Annotated in this window: 15 protein-coding genes and 2 pseudogenes; 12 read left to right on the forward strand and 5 right to left on the reverse strand. The window is 71.9% G+C overall.

Translation table 11 applies throughout. The annotated features are described in order from the left end of the window. Nucleotides 1-6: 6 nt before the first annotated feature. Together ACSURM_RS15940 and hemL are read right to left on the reverse strand one after the other, a co-directional pair. Nucleotides 7-702 carry a histidine phosphatase family protein gene (locus ACSURM_RS15940; RefSeq protein WP_436955716.1) on the reverse strand — a complete coding sequence of 232 codons (696 nt, stop codon included), beginning with the start codon at nucleotides 700-702 and terminating at the stop codon, nucleotides 7-9. Further along, the gene (gene hemL / locus ACSURM_RS15945) at nucleotides 699-2,018 is read right to left on the reverse strand and encodes a glutamate-1-semialdehyde 2,1-aminomutase (RefSeq protein WP_436955718.1); all 1,320 of its coding nucleotides are present in this window, start codon (nucleotides 2,016-2,018) and stop codon (nucleotides 699-701) included. The genes ACSURM_RS15940 and hemL overlap by 4 nt, the downstream gene beginning before the upstream one ends. 305 nt (nucleotides 2,019-2,323) lie before the next feature. Between hemL and ACSURM_RS15950 the strand changes: the two genes are divergently transcribed. The 4 genes from ACSURM_RS15950 to ACSURM_RS15965 all read left to right on the forward strand — a co-directional run bounded on the left by ACSURM_RS15950 (nucleotide 2,324) and on the right by ACSURM_RS15965 (nucleotide 5,578). Continuing rightward, on the forward strand, nucleotides 2,324-2,944 hold the full coding sequence (locus tag ACSURM_RS15950) for a hypothetical protein (protein ID WP_436955720.1): 621 nt from the start codon (nucleotides 2,324-2,326) through the stop codon (nucleotides 2,942-2,944). 271 nt (nucleotides 2,945-3,215) lie between these two features. Further along, nucleotides 3,216-4,580, forward strand: coding sequence for an MBL fold metallo-hydrolase (locus ACSURM_RS15955; RefSeq protein ID WP_436955722.1), 1,365 nt, complete (start codon nucleotides 3,216-3,218; stop codon nucleotides 4,578-4,580). Between the two features lie 30 nt (nucleotides 4,581-4,610). Next, on the forward strand, nucleotides 4,611-4,835 hold the full coding sequence (locus tag ACSURM_RS15960; protein WP_436955724.1) for a hypothetical protein: 225 nt from the start codon (nucleotides 4,611-4,613) through the stop codon (nucleotides 4,833-4,835). Then, nucleotides 4,832-5,578: a sulfite exporter TauE/SafE family protein gene (locus ACSURM_RS15965; protein ID WP_436955726.1), complete on the forward strand. Its 747-nt coding sequence runs from the start codon at nucleotides 4,832-4,834 to the stop codon at nucleotides 5,576-5,578. The genes ACSURM_RS15960 and ACSURM_RS15965 overlap by 4 nt, the downstream gene beginning before the upstream one ends. Before the next feature lie 9 nt (nucleotides 5,579-5,587). Here ACSURM_RS15965 and ACSURM_RS15970 read toward each other — a convergent pair whose 3' ends face one another. Continuing rightward, on the reverse strand, nucleotides 5,588-5,875 hold the full coding sequence (locus tag ACSURM_RS15970) for a metal-sensitive transcriptional regulator (protein ID WP_030778221.1): 288 nt from the start codon (nucleotides 5,873-5,875) through the stop codon (nucleotides 5,588-5,590). Nucleotides 5,876-5,984: 109 nt separating this feature from the next. On the opposite strand from ACSURM_RS15970, the gene ACSURM_RS15975 reads away from it, so the two are divergent. The 7 genes and pseudogenes from ACSURM_RS15975 to ACSURM_RS16005 all read left to right on the forward strand — a co-directional run bounded on the left by ACSURM_RS15975 (nucleotide 5,985) and on the right by ACSURM_RS16005 (nucleotide 12,763). Continuing rightward, nucleotides 5,985-6,572, forward strand: a complete 588-nt coding sequence (locus ACSURM_RS15975) for a rhodanese-like domain-containing protein (protein ID WP_436955728.1) — start codon at nucleotides 5,985-5,987, stop codon at nucleotides 6,570-6,572. Between the two features lie 100 nt (nucleotides 6,573-6,672). Further along, a pseudogene (locus ACSURM_RS15980) lies at nucleotides 6,673-7,556 on the forward strand (phosphorothioated DNA-binding restriction endonuclease). Between the two features lie 238 nt (nucleotides 7,557-7,794). Further along, nucleotides 7,795-8,125, forward strand: a pseudogene (locus tag ACSURM_RS15985) (NUDIX domain-containing protein); the annotation flags it as partial. Between the two features lie 124 nt (nucleotides 8,126-8,249). After that, a complete protein-coding gene (locus ACSURM_RS15990; protein ID WP_436955730.1) occupies nucleotides 8,250-8,993 on the forward strand; it encodes an NUDIX hydrolase in 744 nt (247 codons plus the stop codon). Further along, nucleotides 8,994-10,160, forward strand: a complete 1,167-nt coding sequence (locus ACSURM_RS15995; RefSeq protein ID WP_436955732.1) for a phosphorylase family protein — start codon at nucleotides 8,994-8,996, stop codon at nucleotides 10,158-10,160. Beyond that, complete coding sequence (locus ACSURM_RS16000) at nucleotides 10,157-12,139, forward strand: hypothetical protein (RefSeq protein ID WP_436955733.1); 1,983 nt, start codon at nucleotides 10,157-10,159, stop codon at nucleotides 12,137-12,139. The genes ACSURM_RS15995 and ACSURM_RS16000 overlap by 4 nt, the downstream gene beginning before the upstream one ends. 84 nt (nucleotides 12,140-12,223) lie before the next feature. Further along, nucleotides 12,224-12,763 (forward strand): hypothetical protein, encoded by a 540-nt coding sequence (locus ACSURM_RS16005; protein ID WP_436955735.1) that lies wholly within the window; start codon nucleotides 12,224-12,226, stop codon nucleotides 12,761-12,763. 114 nt (nucleotides 12,764-12,877) lie between these two features. Here the strand turns inward: ACSURM_RS16005 and ACSURM_RS16010 are convergent, their stop codons facing one another. After that, on the reverse strand, nucleotides 12,878-14,467 hold the full coding sequence (locus ACSURM_RS16010; RefSeq protein ID WP_436955736.1) for an EamA family transporter: 1,590 nt from the start codon (nucleotides 14,465-14,467) through the stop codon (nucleotides 12,878-12,880). A gap of 79 nt (nucleotides 14,468-14,546) precedes the next feature. Between ACSURM_RS16010 and ACSURM_RS16015 the strand changes: the two genes are divergently transcribed. Then, entirely contained in the window at nucleotides 14,547-15,437 is an 891-nt protein-coding gene (locus tag ACSURM_RS16015) for a LysR family transcriptional regulator (RefSeq protein WP_436961110.1), read from the forward strand. A gap of 53 nt (nucleotides 15,438-15,490) precedes the next feature. Here the strand turns inward: ACSURM_RS16015 and ACSURM_RS16020 are convergent, their stop codons facing one another. Further along, nucleotides 15,491-16,366, reverse strand: coding sequence for a helix-turn-helix transcriptional regulator (locus ACSURM_RS16020; RefSeq protein WP_436955738.1), 876 nt, complete (start codon nucleotides 16,364-16,366; stop codon nucleotides 15,491-15,493). Nucleotides 16,367-16,387 lie beyond the last annotated feature (21 nt).

Here is a 16,387-nt window from a genome sequence, read left to right on the forward strand (position 1 = left end):
GTTCCCTCAGGCGCCGAATGCCTTCCCCTGGGCGGTCCCCTTGCCCTTCTGCGGCTTGGCACCGGCCCGCAGGTGCACCGGGACGAGGTCGATGGCGGGCTCGCTGTACCCCACGGACACGATCTTGTCGCCCTGGTAGGTGAACGACGTCAGCGAGGCCAGCGTGCACTGCCGCTTGCGCGGGTCGTGCCACAGCCGCCGCCGCTCGACGTAGGACCGCACGATCCAGATCGGCAGCTGGTGGCTGACCAGCACCGCCTCGTGCCCGCGGGCCCGGTCCCTGGCCGCGTCCAGGGCGCCCATCATGCGCACGACCTGGTCGACGTACGGCTCGCCCCAGGACGGCCGGAACGGGTTGACGAGGTGCTTCCAGTTCTCCGGCCGCTGGAGCGCGCCGTCGCCGACGCCGAAGGTCTTGCCCTGGAAGACGTTCTCGGCCTCGATCAGCCGCGCGTCGGTGGCCAGGTCCAGCCCGTGCGCCCGGGCGATCGGGGTGGCCGTCTCCTGCGCCCGCTCCAGCGGCGAGGCGCAGACGTGGGTCACGTCCCGGGAGGCGAGGTGCTCGGCGACCCGCTCGGCCATCTTCCGGCCCAGCTCGGACAGGTGGTAGCCGGGCAGCCGGCCGTACAGGATGCCTTCCGGGTTCTCCACCTCGCCGTGCCGCATGAGGTGGACGACGGTGATGTCCTTGTTCTCGCTCATGCGGCCGTGGCCTCCGCGGCCGCCCGGGCCGCCGCCGGGAGGGCGTCGGCGATCTTCTGCACGGCCCGCTCGTCGTGGGCCGTGGACACGAACCAGGACTCGAAGGACGACGGCGGCAGGTAGACGCCGTTCGCCAGCATCGCGTGGAAGAACGCGGTGAAGCGGTACGACTCCTGCCGCTTGGCGTCCTCGTAGTCGCGCACCCGCCGGTCCGTGAAGAACACCGAGAACATGTTGGAGGCGGTCTGCACCCGGTGCGCGACGCCCTCCTTGGCCAGCGCCTCGCTCACCAGCGTCCGGATCTGCTCGGAGACGGCGTCGACCTTGGCGTACGCGGCGTCGTCGAGCAGCCGCAGCTGGGCGAGCCCGGCGGCGGTGGCGACCGGGTTACCGGAGAGGGTGCCGGCCTGGTACACGGGACCGGCGGGCGCCAGGTGGGCCATCACATCGGCCCGCCCACCGAACGCGGCGGCCGGGAACCCGCCGCCCATGACCTTGCCGAAGGTCATCAGGTCGGGCTTGACGCCCTCCACGCCGTACCAGCCGGCGCGGCTGGTGCGGAAGCCGGTCATGACCTCGTCGGAGATGAACAGGGCGCCGTTCTTGCCGCAGGCGTCCTTCAGGCCCTGGTTGAACCCGGGGTCCGGCGGCACCACGCCCATGTTGCCCGGCGACGCCTCCGTGATCACACAGGCGATCTCGCCCGGGTACCGGTGGAATGCCTCCTGGACGGCCTCCAGGTCGTTGTACGGCAGCACGATCGTGTCACCGGCCTGGGCCCCGGTCACACCGGGCGTGTCGGGCAGCGCGAACGTGGCCACGCCACTGCCGGCGGCGGCCAGCAGCGAGTCGACGTGCCCGTGGTAGCAGCCGGCGAACTTGATCACCTTCGAGCGCCGGGTGAAGCCGCGGGCGAGCCGGATGGCCGACATGGTGGCCTCGGTGCCGCTGCTGACCAGCCGCACCTGCTCCACGGGCTCGACCCGGGCGACGATCTCCTCGGCCAGCTCCACCTCGCCCTGACCGGGCGTGCCGAAGGACGTACCGCGGGCGACGGCCTCCTGCACGGCGGCGAGGACCTCGGGGTGCGAGTGCCCGAGGATCATCGGTCCCCAGGAACAGACCAGGTCGACGTACTCGCGCCCGTCGGCGTCGGTGAGGTAGGGCCCCCGGCCCGACACCATGAAGCGCGGCGTGCCGCCGACCGCGCGGAAGGCGCGCACCGGCGAGTTCACTCCGCCCGGCGTCACGGCGGACGCGCGGTCGAAGAGCGCCTGCGAGACGGGCGCGTCGTAGGGATAGGGCGTTTCGCTCATGGCACTCATGACGTGCGGCTTCTCCGGCTTCTCGGCTCCGGTTGCGGGGTGACCTCCTCAGGGTAGGCCGCGCCCCGGCGAGGCCGCCCCCGCCCTCGGGACCGAAGCGGCGCCATCCCTCGTCTGCGAGACTGAGAGCTGATACACACGGCTCGTACGCACGTAATGATCAGAGCCGGGAATCTTCCGCGCGGATCGCCGTTCCACCGTACGTTTCGGCAGGCGGACGCGGGGGAGGTCACTGACACGATGATCGGGTTGCGCGGCGGGGGCCACGCGTCCTAGAAAAGCAGTCGGGTGGAGATATGCATCGCGGTGGCGGACTGGGCGAGGGGACTGACGACCTGGGTCCTCGACGTGCCCGGCGGGGAAGGCACCGGCGCGACGCGGAGGAAACGACCGAGACACGTCGGACACAGGGTGGACCGGGTGAGCCCGAGCGGTACGACCGGCAGCCTCTCCGCGCGGCGAGCGGGAACGGTGGTCGGGTGGGGGTGACGTACAAGTACTTCGGCGCGCCGGACGGAGCGACCGCGGCCCGCGTCCCGATCTCGATGCGCCCCGAGGAACTCGGCGGCGACGAGCTGGGCATGAACGGCATGTTCACGAAGATCAAGCCGGAGACGATGGCCGCGATGGTCCTCACCGGCATCCAGGGCGTCCCCCTGCACAAGGTGCCGCCCCTCGAACTCGTCGTCCTGCACCCCGACTACGCCGTCGTCAAACTTCCCATGACGGTCGTCGACCCCCTGCGCGGCGTCGGCGAGGAGGCGGTCGGCGCGGCGGCCTTCATCTGGTCCACGGTCCCGGACCGCGGCGGCCCCCGGGACGCGTTCAACGTGTACCAGCTGCTGCACGAGTGGCAGGACTTCTCGGTACGGCTGCACGAGGCGGGGCATCAGCCTTATTGCCTGGTGTGGCCGTGAGCCGGGTCTCTTGAGCGATGGGCGGGGTCTTCGGGCCCCGCCCTCTTCATGTGGCGGTCCGGGCGCGTCCAGGCCGCCGCCCACTGGTTCTCCGTCTCGCCGCGGGCATCCATGCCCTGCTTCCCAGGGCTTTCGCTGACCTCTCTTCCCCGGGCTTTCCCTGACCTCTCTCCCCAGGGCTTTCCCTGACCTCCTGAATACCCCCCGGGGTACCAGTGCTACCGTCGATGCATACCCCCCGGGGTAAATCGTCACTGGAGCGGAGCAGCGCATGTTCTTCATCGACACCCTTGAGATCGCCGGGATCGGCAACCGCAGCTACCTGGCCGGCGGCGAGCGGGGCGCGGTGGCGGTCGATCCGCCGCGTGACGTCGAGCAGGTGATCACGGCCGCCGCGCGGCGCGGGGTGCGGATATCCCACGTGGTGGAGACGCACCTCCACAACGACTACGTCACCGGCGGCCTGGAGCTGGCGCGGATGACGGGCGCCGCCTATCTCGTACCCGCCGCGGCCCACGTCTCCTACGCACGCGTACCCGTGCACGACGGCGACCGCTGGGAGATCGAGGCCACCGCCGGACTGGCCCTGCGGGCGCTCGCCACCCCCGGCCACACCCCGCACCACACCTCCTACGTCCTGGAGGAGAACGGCACGGCGGTCGCGGTGTTCACCGGCGGCTCGCTGCTGATCGGCACCGTCGGCCGGCCCGACCTGGTCGAGCCGCGGCTGACGCGGGACCTCGCCCGGGCCCAGCACGCCTCCGCGCACCGGTTGGCCGCCGAGCTGCCCGACGACGCGGCCGTGCTGCCCACCCACGGCTTCGGCAGCTTCTGCTCCTCCTCCCCGGCGCGGGGCGGGTCCACCACGATCGGCCGGGAGAAGGCGGTCAACGAGGCGCTCACCCGGGACGTGGACACCTTCGTCGCGGACCTGCTGGCCGGCCTGGACGACACCCCCGCCTACTACGCCCACATGGCACCGGCCAACGCGGGCGGCCCCGCCCCGGTCGACCTCACCCCGCCCCCCGTCGCCGACGCCGACGAGATCGGCGCCCGGCTGGCCGCCGGCGAGTGGGTGGTCGACCTGCGCCACCGCGTCGCCTTCGCCGAGCGCCACCTCGCGGGCTCCTTCAACTTCGAGGCCGAGGGCCGGCTCGCCACCTACTTGGCCTGGCTGATCCCCTGGGGCAAGCCCGTGACCCTCCTCGCCGAGTCCCCGGAGCAACTCGCCGCCGCCCAGCGCGAACTGGTCCGGGTCGGCATCGACCGCCCGGCCGCCGCCGCCACCGGTGGGCCCACCGCCTGGGTGAGGGACGGCGAAGCCCTCGCCTCCTTCCCGCGCGCCACCTTCGCCGACCTCGCGGCGGTCCCCCGGGACGGCGTCGTCGTGCTGGACGTCCGCCGGGACTCCGAGCGGGCCGCCGGCTTCCTCCGGGACTCCGTCCACATCCCGCTGCACGCCCTGCGCCATCGCCTCGACGAGATCCCGGCAGGGCGGGTCTGGGTGCATTGCGCGGGCGGCATGCGGGCCGCCATCGCCGCGTCCCTGCTCGACGCGGCCGGCCGGGAGGTGGTGGCCGTGGACGACTCCTTCGACTCGGCCGAGGCGGCCGGGCTCACCGTCCGCGCCTCCTGACCAGGGACCGGGAGTCGAGAGAGAACAGCGGTGAGCACCATGACGAGTCACTACGTACGCGAGCCCTACGAGGGGCAGGCCGGGGGCGCTCCCCTGGCGGCGCTCGTCGGAAACGTGGAGGCCGCCGGCGTGATCGGCGGCACGCGGGGCCGGGCCGTCGCCGGTCCGCCGGTGGGGGACGGGCACGGCGGGGGCGGGCACGGCGGGGGCGGGCACGCCGGGGGCGGGCACGGCGGGGGCGGGGCCGCCGGATGAGCGCCGTGATACTCGCGCTGATCGCCGGTGCCGTCATCGGCCTGGCCCTCGGCGCGCTCGGGGGCGGCGGCAGCGTGCTGGCCGTCCCCGCCCTGATCTACCTGCTCGGTTTCACCCCGGTCGCGGCGACCACCGCGAGCCTGGTCATCGTCACCGTCACCTCCGCCACCGCGCTGTCCGCGCACGCCCGCGAAGGCGAAGTCCGCTGGCGTACGGGGCTGCTGTTCGCGGCGGCGGGAATCGGCCCGGCGATGCTGGGCGGGGCGCTCGCCGGGCGCCTGCCGGAAGCGGTGCTGGCGGTGTCCTTCGCCGTGGTCGCGGGGGTCGCCGCGCTGCGCATGCTGCGGCACCGCCCGGCGCCGGGAACCGCCGCACCGGTGCGGCCGCTCAGGACGGTGGCCGCCGGCGCCGGGCTCGGCGCGGTCACCGGCGTGCTCGGCGTGGGCGGCGGCTTCCTCGCCGTACCGGCACTGGTCAACGTCCTCGGCCTGCGCATGCGCGCGGCGGTGGGGACCAGCCTGCTGGTCATCACCGTCAACTCGCTCGCGGCGCTGGCCGTGCGCGCCGGCACGGCCAGCGGCCTGAACTGGGCCGTCATCGGCCCCTTCGCCGGCTCGGCGGTCCTCGGCGCCTGGGACGGCAAACGCCTGTCGGCCAAGCTGCCCGGGGAGACCCTGCGACGCGTCTTCGCGTACGTCCTGCTCGCGGTGGCCGGCTTCATGCTGGTGGACGCGGTGGCATGACCGCGGCCCTCACGCCAGGGACAGGAACAGCTTCTCCATCCGCGCGCGCATCGCCTCCGCGTCCTCCCCGTTCTTCCTGCCCGACTCGATGTCCGCGACGCACTGCTGCAGCCCGGTGGCGATGATCGCGAAACCCGCCCGGTCCAGCGCCCGCGAGGCCGCGGCCAGCTGGGTGACGACCTCCTCGCAGTCCCGCCCCTCCTCGATCATCCGGATCACCCCGGAGATCTGCCCCTGCGCCCTGCGCAGCCGGTTCAGCACGGCCTTCAGGGACGCGCCCTCAAGCTCCAGTTCCACGGTCACTCCTCCGCCTATACCCCTAGGGGTACTGTACGTCCCCGGTTGCGCGGACGGGGTCGATCGAACCTCTGGACGATCACCGAACAACGACAAGGATCACGCTGTCATGACCAGCCCCCTCGCCCCCACCACGCTCGGCGCCGACCAGGTACGGGAGCGGCTCCACGACCTCATCGTCATCGACGTCCGCACCCCCGGCGAATACGCCTCCGGTCACCTGCCGGGCGCCCTCAACATCCCCCTGGACCACGTCCGCCGCGCACTGCCCGAACTCCGGCACGCGGCCGGCCGCGGGGACGTGCTCGTGGTGTGCGCCTCCGGCGCCCGCTCGGAGAAGGCCCGAGCGCTGCTGGCCGAACAGGGCATCCCGGCCGCCGGCCTCGCGGGCGGCACCAACGGGTGGGCCGCGCAGGGGTACGACCTGCACCGGCCCGCCACGTGCGACACCCGAGCGGGCTGGAGCATGGAACGGCAGGTCCGCTTCACCGCTGGAGCGGTGGTGCTCCTGGGGCTGCTGCTCGGCGTGCTCGCGCACCCGGCGTTCCAACTGCTCTCCGCGGGCATCGCGGGCGGCCTCGTCCTCTCCGCCCTCACCGACACCTGCGGCATGGCAGCCGTACTCGGCAAACTGCCGCACAACCGGCCCCGCACGGCCGACCTCGACACGACACTCACCACGCTGCGCCACCGCTGAGCCGGGCGAACGCCCTTCACCACCACGGCGCCGCCGGCCGCCGCCGGGCCCGGAGTACCGCCCCGCCCCAAGCCACGCCGCCCCTCTACGATCACCCCCCATGAACTGGTTGGACCGGATAGCGGCGTTGCGGCAGTGGGCCAGGAACGGGGCGCGGGCTCCGCACAAGCCGTTGTTGCTGCTGTATGCCCTCGCGCGGTTCCAGGAGGATGCCGACGGGGAGCTGCGGTTCACCGCGGTGGAGCAGGATCTGCGGCGACTGCTGGCCGAGTACGGTCCGCCCCACAGGACGACGCCCGCCTACCCCTTCCATCACCTGGTCAGTGACGGGGTGTGGGAGGTGCGTACCGACCGGGGAGGCGGCAGTCCCGGGTGCGGGAGTTGCGGGAGACGGGTGCGACCGGGCGGCTCTCGCCGGAGTTGCGGGCGGCGCTGCGGCGTGAGCCGGACCTGCTCGGCAGGATCGCGCGGCTGCTGCTGGACCTGCACTTCCCGCCCTCCCTCCACGGCGAACTGTGCGAGGCCGTCGGGCTGGAGCTGGAGCCGGCCGAGTCCGAGCGGCTGGTGCCGGCGCGCAGGCAGCGGGACCCGCGGATGCGCGAACTGGTGCTGACCGCCTACGAGTACCAGTGCGCCTTCTGCGGCTACGACGGCAGGATCGGCACCGTTCCGGTCGGGCTGGAGGCCGCCCACGTGCGCTGGTGGGCGTTCGGCGGCCCGGACGAGATCGACAACGGGCTGTGCCTGTGCTCGCTGCACCACAAGCTCTTCGACAAGGGCGTCCTCGGGGTGGGGGACGATCACCGCGTCCTGGTCAGCCGGCGCTTCGTCGGGCACAGCCCCGCCGCCCAGCAGCACGTCACAGCCCTCGCCGGCCGGCCGCTCACCGGCCCCCAGCCCGGTACCCCTCCGGTCGCCGCCGCACACCGCGCCTGGCACACCCGGCAGGTCTTCCACGGCGAACCGCGCCCGGCCACTGCTTGACCACTGCCGCCCCAACAACCACCTGGTCAGGCCAGAGATCCGTGACACATAAGGCTCAGCATTTCTGCGGACCACATCCCCGCCCAGGGGACTCAGAGCGGATACCGCACCTTGTGATCTTGCGAGGCGCACAGGAATGTCCGCTCTCTCTCCCCTGGCGGCTGGCGGCGCCGAACTCGCCGCCGCGCCCACGGGGAGCTGCCCCGGCAGGCCCACCCCGGCCGACAGAGAGATCCCCATGGCTCAGCTCACAGCCGATGACCGGACCAAAGCATTCCAGCGCGCTATTGGATCCATGACCCTGCCGGTCGCCGCCGTCATCGTCCACGGCGAGACCGACGGCCGCGTGGTCCTCCTCCAGCGCGGCGAGCGGGCGAAGTTCGCCAAGGGCAGGTCGGATTTCCCCTCCGGCAGGAACGAGCCCAAGGAACCGAGCACCGCTACGACCGTCCGCGAGCTGTAGCGAGGAGACCGGTCCGACCGTCGGACCGGAAGCGCTCAAGGTCGCCCACGTGATCCACGGTGCCCGGGACATGGAAGCCCCGGGCGGCTTCCTCACGGTCGTCTTCGTCGTCCGGGTCTCGACGAGAGGACGGCGGCTCGACCTCTGCGAAGGACCGCACCGTACAGCAAGAGCGACGCCGGACACTCGCTTCTTGTCAAAACGACAGTAAGCGAAGTACGGTAGCCGACATGGAAGCTGACGAGTGGTCACCTCCCTCTGTACTGCTGACTGTCGACCTCGTGATCCTGACGCTGCGCGAGGGGCGATTGTGCGTCCTGCTCGTGGAGCGGGGTGAAGATCCCTTCCAGGGCATGCTCGCCCTGCCCGGCGGATTCCTGAATCACGCCGGGGAGGAGATCCTGGACGCCGCCCACCGCGAGTTGAGTGAGGAAACCTCTCTCACCGCCGGGTGGGTGCACCTTGAACAGCTGGCCACCTATGGGGAAGCGGGCCGCGATCCGCGCGGGCGAGTCGTCTCCGTGGCCCATTTGGCGATCGCGCCGGGACTCCCCGAGCCGGTCGCGGGAACCGACGCCGCGGACGCCACGTGGGTCCCCGTCGAAGCCGTCCTCTCAGGTGAGGTGAGACTGGCCTTCGATCACCGGCGGATCGTGACGGACGGGATCGAGCGTGCGCGTGCCAAACTCGAATCCACGGCACTGGCCACGGCATTCTGCGGAGAACTCTTCACCATTGCCGAGCTGCAACAGGTGTACGAGGCAGTTTGGGGCACGGAACTCGACACCCGAAATTTCTACCGCAAAGTCCAGGCGACGGAGGGGTTCATCGTCGCCGCCGGTTCGGGACGCAGGAGCACGGGAGGGCGGCCCGCGCGGCTGTACCGGGCCGGGCCCAAGAAGGTGCTGATCCCGCCGCTGATCCGGCCTGTGCCGGTCACGCCGGAGGAGAGCACGGGAGAGCAGGGAGAATAGATGTCGAAAGACCTGGTGGTGATTCTCACCGCCCTCAATCTCGAATACCAGGCCGTGCGCCGGAAACTGGCCGGCGCACAGGTGCACCGGCACGAGCGTGGGACGCTGTTCGAGGTGGGAGCCGTGCAGGGCACTTCATGCCGTGTCGCGCTCGGTCTGACGAACAAGGGAAATCATTCCGCCGCGGTGATCGCCGAGCGCGCGATCCAGGAGTTCTCGCCGGTGGCCGTGTTGTTCGTCGGCGTCGCCGGTGCCCTGTGGGACACCGCCAGGCTGGGCGACGTGGTGATGGCGACCCACGTGTACGCCTACCACGGCGGGACCAGCGAGGACGACGGGCTCAAGAGCCGCCCCCGGGTGTGGGAGACGGCGCACGGCATCAGCCAGCTCGGCTCGCACCTGGCCCGCGTGAACGACTGGGCCGACGACACGACCGGCCACGGGCGCACCCCTCAGGTGCGCTTCGGCGCGATCGCCGCCGGCGAGATCGTACAGAACTCGACGATCTCCGCCGAGGCACGGTGGATCCGGCAGCACTACAACGACGCGCTGGCCATCGAGATGGAGGCCGCCGGTGTGGCGCAGGCCGGTCATCTCAGCGGGGCACCGGTGGCCATCATCCGAGGAATCAGCGACCGGGCGGACGGCACGAAGAACAGCGCGAAGGACCGCAACTGGCAGCCACGAGCCGCGGCGAACGCGGCGGCGTTCGCCGCACGGCTCGCCGTGGAACTGGTGGGGGAACAGGAGAAGACCGCGATGTCCGAGGAAGACAGGACTCGTTCGGCGGACAGGCCCAAGGACCATGTCCGCAACACCGCCTACAACAGCACCGTCGGCATCATGGCCGGCTCGGTCGACGGAAGCAGCGTCCACTTGCACGCGGACCCGAAAGCGACCGGCGCGACGACCGACCTGGTCGCCGAACTCGACGGTTTCCAGGGACTGCTGGGCCGCACCCACGCCGAGGGCGTCCTCGACGACGACACCTACCGGGAGGCGCTGGTAGAGCTGGGCCTCGCCCGCCACGCGGCGAGGGAGAACGCTCCCGAGTCGATCAAGAGGGCGACCATCGCGCTCAAGAGGTTACGCGGCCTGGTCGCGGACTCCCCCGAGCTGGTGACCAGGCTGGCACCTCTGGTCGTCGCGGCGGGTGGCCGGTCATGAACGACGACAGCGGTGTCACGCACAACACGGCATACGACTCCACCATCGGAATGCAGGCCGGGGTCGTACACAACGCCAATATCTCCATCGGCCATCAGGACGCGACGCCCGAGGAAAAGTACAAGGTCGGCGTGCGGTTCCTCGAGGACGGTGTCCCCAGCCGTGCTCGCGACCTGATCCGTCAGGCGATCGCCCAGAAGTACGACAACGCGGAGGTCCGTTTCCACTGGGTGCTGGCGATGCTCAGTACGCGCGCCTATCACGACCTCGGCACCGAAGAACGCCAGCAGTTACAGCGCGCCTCCGAGGCCGTACGCGCCTATGCCGAGGGAGAGTGGAAGGACGCTCTTCGTGTCGCTTTCGACCTGCTGGCGATGCGCGGCACCCCGGACGGCGAGACGGAACGCGTGCTGGAGCGGCTGCGGGCCCTGTCTCCCGGCCTGCGTGACAAGATCCTCCACCATTTCGACCTGGTGCTCACCGGGGGGCTGAAGGACGGCCTGTGGGCCGAGCGCCGCATGCGGGCCGAGGCGGAGCGTTTGGGCAACCAGCGGGTGCAACGGGTCTGGGCCTATTTCGAAGCCGTCCCCATCGGCCCACGGGCCCTGCCACCCCGTCCGAGCACCGCTGCTGCCGCCCGGGCGGCTCTCCCCGTCCGAGCCGGCCTGTTCGCCGTCGTCACGGCGGGCCTCGCGGTCCTGGCTCTGGTCGCGGATCCGGCTTCGGCGGCCGTCGAGTTACTGGTGGCGCTCGCCGCGGGCCTGACCTCGGCTCACTTCGGTCGCCGGTGGTGGTACCAGGAACATCACCTGAAGATCAGGAGCCGATGGCTCCAGATCCCGAACCTGCGCGATCCCGCCTCCACCGGGGACGGGTTCACCAACCGCGTCCGCCATTCGTTCGACCACTACTTCAGCGTCCGCGTGCCGTACGGATTCACCCCGCAGGAATGGCTCGGTCACACCACCCACATCCGTGACAACCTCGTCGCCGAGATCGCGGTCCTCTACCGCGAAAGCCGGATCAGCGTGGACCGCGTCAACTGGCTGATCCGCTACCTCGCCGAGGATGCCCGGGACCGGTACGGCAAGGGCACTCTGTTCGATCAGCGCCGCATGAACCAGACGTCCGCGGGGGCCAAGGGCTTGTGCGTGGTCGCCCTCGCCGTTCTCGGCTTCATGACGCTGAGCCTGCTCGGAACGGTGGCCTCGGGCGGTGGCGGATCGCAGCTGGTGCTGGCCGTCCTGGCCGTGGCCGGCGCGGTCTGGTCCGGACGCGCGGCCGCGTCCTCGTGGCTGGAGGCCGGGGGCGAGGAGCGCCGTCTGGCCGAGGAGACCCGGGAATACCAGGAGCAGCTCGCCGCGCGACAGGCGGCGTACCAGAAGTGGAAGTCGCACCTGGACGCCACGCGACCCAGTGAGCTGGAAATGGAGACCTGGCTCGCCTGCGACAAGACCCTGTTCATCGACGAAGCGCTCCGCCACTACCAGCTCACCTGGCATGATCTGATCACCCACACCATCCTGCTGACCCCCGCGCGCCCCTACAGGCGAGGACGCGTGAAGGGTGGTCCCTGGCGATACTCGCGCTACACCTTCCGGATTTTCCTGGTCACGCAGGACGGCGTTCGCGAAGTCGGTGCGGAATTCGATTTCACCAGCGCGCGGCGCGGGAACCGGCAGCGGAGCAACTACAGGTTCGACGCGTTGTCCTCCGTGCAGGTCACGGAACACAGCGAGACCGGCTACGAACTGGAGCTTTACCTCACCAACGGGCCGGCCAGGAACATCCGCGTAAAGGACGCCGACACCGATCAGCTCGTGCCGGGCGAGAATGCCCAGGAAATCACCGACATCAACCTCGATGCGGCTGGTTTCGTCCACACCTTCCACCTCCTGGAAGGAATCGCGGCGGACGGAAAGGGTTGGATCGACCGGAACAACCCCAAGAACCTTCCCTTCTTCCATACTGTCGGCTGATCCTCCCGGACCTGCGGAGCGAGCGGGGGCCGGTGCGCCGGTTCCCCGCCCGCTCCTCACCCCAGTCGGAACCCGAGATCAGGAATGGTCGTGACCACCACGGAAGACGTCACCGAGAGCAGCCTGCTGCTGACCGAGTACGACCGCCTCAAGGAAGAGCAGAAAACCCGAATAGGTTTCCGTGACAACCTGCTTTACTTCACGCTCGCCGCGGTCACCGCGATCGTGGCGATCGCCGTGCAGAGCAGTCAGGTCCAACTGCTGCTCGCCGTCCCCGCGGTCTGCCTGGTCCTGGGCTGGACCTACCTGGTCAATGACGAGAAGATCTCGGCGGTCGGCTGCTACATCCGCGACCGGCTGGGACCGCGGCTGGCCGAGCTCAGCGGCGCTCACGGCACGGTGTTCGGCTGGGAGACCTACCACCGCGTCGATGCCACCCGAACGACGCGCAAGCGACTGCAGCTTGTGGTGGACCTCTTCACGTACGTGGCCGTGCCGGTGATCTGCGTGACGGCTTTCTGGTGCTCCTCCGCCGTCCAGCCTCTGCTCTTGATCGTCTCCCTTGCGCAGATACCCGCCCTGGCCGTTCTGGGCTGGCAGTTCCTGCGCTACGCGGAGCGATAGTCGCGGCTTACGACGCTGCCGGCGCCAAGCCGTAGCCGATGGCGATCCGGGCCAGGACTTCTTTCTCATGGGCACGCGTCAAGGCGGGACGCGCGGCCGACGTGAACGCTTCCGTCAGGCCTGCACGACCGTGAAGTGCCGCTCCCCACCCGGGTGTTCGAGTTCGTCCACGGCCGCCGCCGCCAGGTCCTCCGCGCTGATCCAGGAGCGGCCGTCGGGAGCGGTGAGCAGGGTGTCCGTGCCTCGGCGGTAGCGGGCGGTACGGGCGCCGGGTTCGAGGAGGGCCGGGGGGCTGAGGTAGGTCCAGCCGGAGTGGGCGTGGGTGCGGCAGGCACGCAGCTGGGCCACTCCGGCCGCGGCGACCGGACGCAGTTCCGCGGGGACGTAGGCCGGGTTGTCGGCCAGGAGGAGGTCCGGGCTGCCGGGCGTGCGCAGGGCGCCGGCGCCGCCGATCACCAGGACCCGGATGCCGAGGCCGGCCGCGGTGTCCAGGACGGTCCGGGTCGCGCCGACCAGGAAGTCCTCGTCCGCCGGGTACGTCCGCAGGGCCAGCACCACCGCGTCCGCGCCCGAGTCCGTCAGCGCCCGGTGTACGGCGTCCGGGTCGGCCGCGTCCAGCGGGACCGGGGTCACGGCCGGGTGGCCGCTCGCCGGTTTGCGGGCGAGGGCCAGCACCCGGTGCCCGCGCGCGGCGGCCTCGGCCGTGATCCGGCTGCCGACCGTACCGGTGGCGCCGAGGACCGCGATCGTCATGGCGGAAGTCATCGGGGCGGTGCTCCTTCCGCGGCGGGGCGGGTTCAGTTGCGCGGCGAGCAGCGCCGCCAGGGACAGGGCGAAGCCGCAGGCCTGGGCCGGGCTCAGGGATTCGCCCCGGGCCACGCCGATGGCCGTGGCGACCAGGGGGGACAGCAGCACCAGGGGCCCGATGGCGCCCACCGGCAGGGTGGCTATGCCGCGGAACCACAGCGTGTACGCGATCAGGCCGCCCATGCTGCCCAGCCATAGGTAGCCGCCCACCGCGCCGGCGTCGATCCGCTCCGGCACGCCTTCGAAGGCCAGGGTCACCGGGAGCAGGAGCAGGCCGCCGACCGTGAGCTGCCAGCCGGCCAGGGCTAGCGGGCCGACCCCCGGCGGACGGCCCCAGCGCCTGGTCAGGACGACCCCGGCCCCCATGGTCGCCGTATGGCAGAAGCCGGCGAGCAGGCCCACGGCGTCCAGCCGGGCGTCGGGACCGAGGACCACGAGTCCGACGCCGAACACGCCGAGCACGCCCCAGATCAGCCGCCAGGGCGTCGGCCGGTCGCGCAGGACGAGCAGGGCCAGCCCGGCGACCAGCAGCGGCTGGGCCGCGCCGAGGGTGGCGGCGACCCCGCCGGGGAGCCGTTCGGCCGACACGAACAGCAGGGGCATGGCGCCGATGTTGAGCAGGCCGAGGACGATGACCTTCCACCACCAGTCCCCGCGCGGCAGCACCCGGGTGAGCGCCAGGCCGACCAGCCCGGCGGGCAGGGAGCGCATGAGGCCCGCGAACAACGGGTGCCCGGGCGGGAGGAGTTCGGTGGTGATGATGTAGGTGGTGCCCCAGGCGGCGGGGGCGAGCGCGGTCAGCAGCACGGCGGCCGGCCGGTGCGCGGCCGACAGGGCGGAGGCCGGCCGGTGCGCGGCCGGCAGGACGGTGGCCGGGGGGTGGACGGACGAGGACATGCCAGGAGTCTCGGCCGCTCCCCCGTCATGCGTCCAAGACATGGTTGCCATCACAGCCATGTACGGAAACCATGGCTGGGTGGACCTCCAGCAGATGCGGTACGCCGTCGCCGTGGCCGAGACCCGTAACTTCACCCGTGCCGCCGAACGGTGTTACGTCACGCAATCCTCGCTCAGTCACCGGATCGCGGGCCTGGAGCGGGAGTTGGGGGTACGGCTGTTCGCCCGCTCCAGCCGCCGGGTCGAACTCACCGACGCGGGCGAGGCGTTCGTGGCCCGGGCGCGCGAGGCGCTGGCCGCCGCCGACCGCGCGGTGGCCGACGCCGCCGCCGCGACCGGCGTGGTGCGCGGCCGGCTCGCCGTCGGCGTGATCGTGACCACCGCCGCCGTGGACGTACCGGAGGTGTTGCGGCGCTACCGCGACCGGCACCCGGAGGTCCGGGTGCTGCTGCGGTCCGGGCGCAGTGACGCGCTGGTGGCGGCGATCCGCCGCGGCGAGCTGGACATCGCCTTCCTCGGGCTGCCGGAGGGAGAGCGGCCCACGGGGGTGGAGAGCGTGGTGCTCGACCACGACGAACACGTGCTGGTGGTGGCGGCCGGGCACCGGCTGGCCGGCGCGGAGCGGGTCACGCTGCGGGACATCGCCGGGGAGACGTTCGTGGACTTCGTGGCCGGGTCGCCCGCCCGGGCCCAGTCGGACCAGGCGTTCGCCGCGGCCGGCCTGGTCCGCGAGGTCGCCTACGAGGCGGGGGTGGTGGAGCTGATCCCCCGGCTGATCGGGTGCGGGCTCGGCGTCGCGCTGCTGCCCTCGGCGTTCGTCCGGCCACTGGCCGCCGCCGACCCCGCGCTGGCGCTGGTCCCGGTGGCCGACGGGCCGCACCGCGTGGAGTACCTCGCCTGGAGCCGCTTCCCGCCGAGCCCGGCGACCCGGGCCATGCTCGACGTCCTCGGGGCCGGACCTCGGTCGTAGCCCACGGTTGCCCGCGCGTGCGGGGCAGCCGCTGACGGCTCAGTCGCCGAGTTTCACGCGGGCAGGTCCTCCCGCGCGGCCGGTACCGCCGTGGCGGCCAGCAGGCGCAGGGCCGCGTCGGACGGGGAGCCGGGCTCGGCGGTGTAGGTGATCACGCGCTGGCCGGCGGTGCCCGGCAGGCACAGGTTCTCGAAGCCCAGCTCCAGGGTGCCGACCGCCGGATGGCGCAGGATCTTGGTGCCGGAGACGCAGGTGCGGACCGGGTGCCGGGCCCACAGCGCGGTGAACTCCTCGCTCTGGATGGACAGATGGCCGATCAGCCCGGCCAGCGCGCGGTCGTCGGGGTGCCGGCCGGCGACCAGGCGCAGGGAGGCGACCGCGAGGTGGGCCTCCTCCGTCCAGTCGGTGTACCGCGCCCGGTACTCCTCGTCCAGGAACAGCATCCGCACCAGGTTGGGCCGGGCGCCGGGAGTCTCCGGAGCCTCCCACGGCAGGTGCGCGGCGAGCAGGGCGTGGCCGAGCCGGTTCCAGGCCAGGACGTCGCCCCGCCGGTCCAGGAGGAGCGCGGGTACGTCCGTCATGGCGGCGAGCAGCCGGCGGGCCGAGGGGGACGCGTGCCCGGCACGGGGCGCGGCCGGGCGGCGCGGGGCGGCGGGACGGGCCAGGTCCTTCAGGTGGGCGGTCTCGTCCTCGGTGAGCCGCAGGGTGCGGGCGATCGCCTCCAGCACGGAGTCGGACACCCCGGCCGCGCGGCCCTGTTCGAGGCGGGTGTAGTGGGTGATGCTGACGCCCGCGAGCAGGGCCAGCTCCTCGCGGCGCAGCCCGGCGACCCGGCGGCGGGCCGGCGCGGTCGCGATCCCGACCTCCTCCGGCCGCACCGCGGCACGGCGTGACTTCAGGAACTCTCCGAGCTCGGACGACGCGTCCATGGCTGCCTCCGGGGCGTGCGG

This window comes from Streptomyces sp. SudanB182_2057, assembly GCF_964272715.1.
Taxonomy (GTDB): Bacteria; Actinomycetota; Actinomycetes; order Streptomycetales; family Streptomycetaceae; genus Streptomyces; species Streptomyces rubradiris.

Bases quoted from the DNA above. Each gene is read 5' to 3' on its own strand.
- ACSURM_RS15940 (WP_436955716.1), bottom strand. From the start codon at position 702: ATGAGCGAGAACAAGGACATCACCGTCGTCCACCTCATGCGGCACGGC.
- hemL (WP_436955718.1), bottom strand. From the start codon at position 2,018: ATGAGCGAAACGCCCTATCCCTACGACGCGCCCGTCTCGCAGGCGCTC.
- ACSURM_RS15950 (WP_436955720.1), top strand. From the start codon at position 2,324: ATGCATCGCGGTGGCGGACTGGGCGAGGGGACTGACGACCTGGGTCCT.
- ACSURM_RS15955 (WP_436955722.1), top strand. From the start codon at position 3,216: ATGTTCTTCATCGACACCCTTGAGATCGCCGGGATCGGCAACCGCAGC.
- ACSURM_RS15965 (WP_436955726.1), top strand. From the start codon at position 4,832: ATGAGCGCCGTGATACTCGCGCTGATCGCCGGTGCCGTCATCGGCCTG.
- ACSURM_RS15975 (WP_436955728.1), top strand. From the start codon at position 5,985: ATGACCAGCCCCCTCGCCCCCACCACGCTCGGCGCCGACCAGGTACGG.
- ACSURM_RS15990 (WP_436955730.1), top strand. From the start codon at position 8,250: ATGGAAGCTGACGAGTGGTCACCTCCCTCTGTACTGCTGACTGTCGAC.
- ACSURM_RS15995 (WP_436955732.1), top strand. From the start codon at position 8,994: ATGTCGAAAGACCTGGTGGTGATTCTCACCGCCCTCAATCTCGAATAC.
- ACSURM_RS16000 (WP_436955733.1), top strand. From the start codon at position 10,157: ATGAACGACGACAGCGGTGTCACGCACAACACGGCATACGACTCCACC.
- ACSURM_RS16005 (WP_436955735.1), top strand. From the start codon at position 12,224: ATGGTCGTGACCACCACGGAAGACGTCACCGAGAGCAGCCTGCTGCTG.
- ACSURM_RS16010 (WP_436955736.1), bottom strand. From the start codon at position 14,467: ATGTCCTCGTCCGTCCACCCCCCGGCCACCGTCCTGCCGGCCGCGCAC.
- ACSURM_RS16020 (WP_436955738.1), bottom strand. From the start codon at position 16,366: ATGGACGCGTCGTCCGAGCTCGGAGAGTTCCTGAAGTCACGCCGTGCC.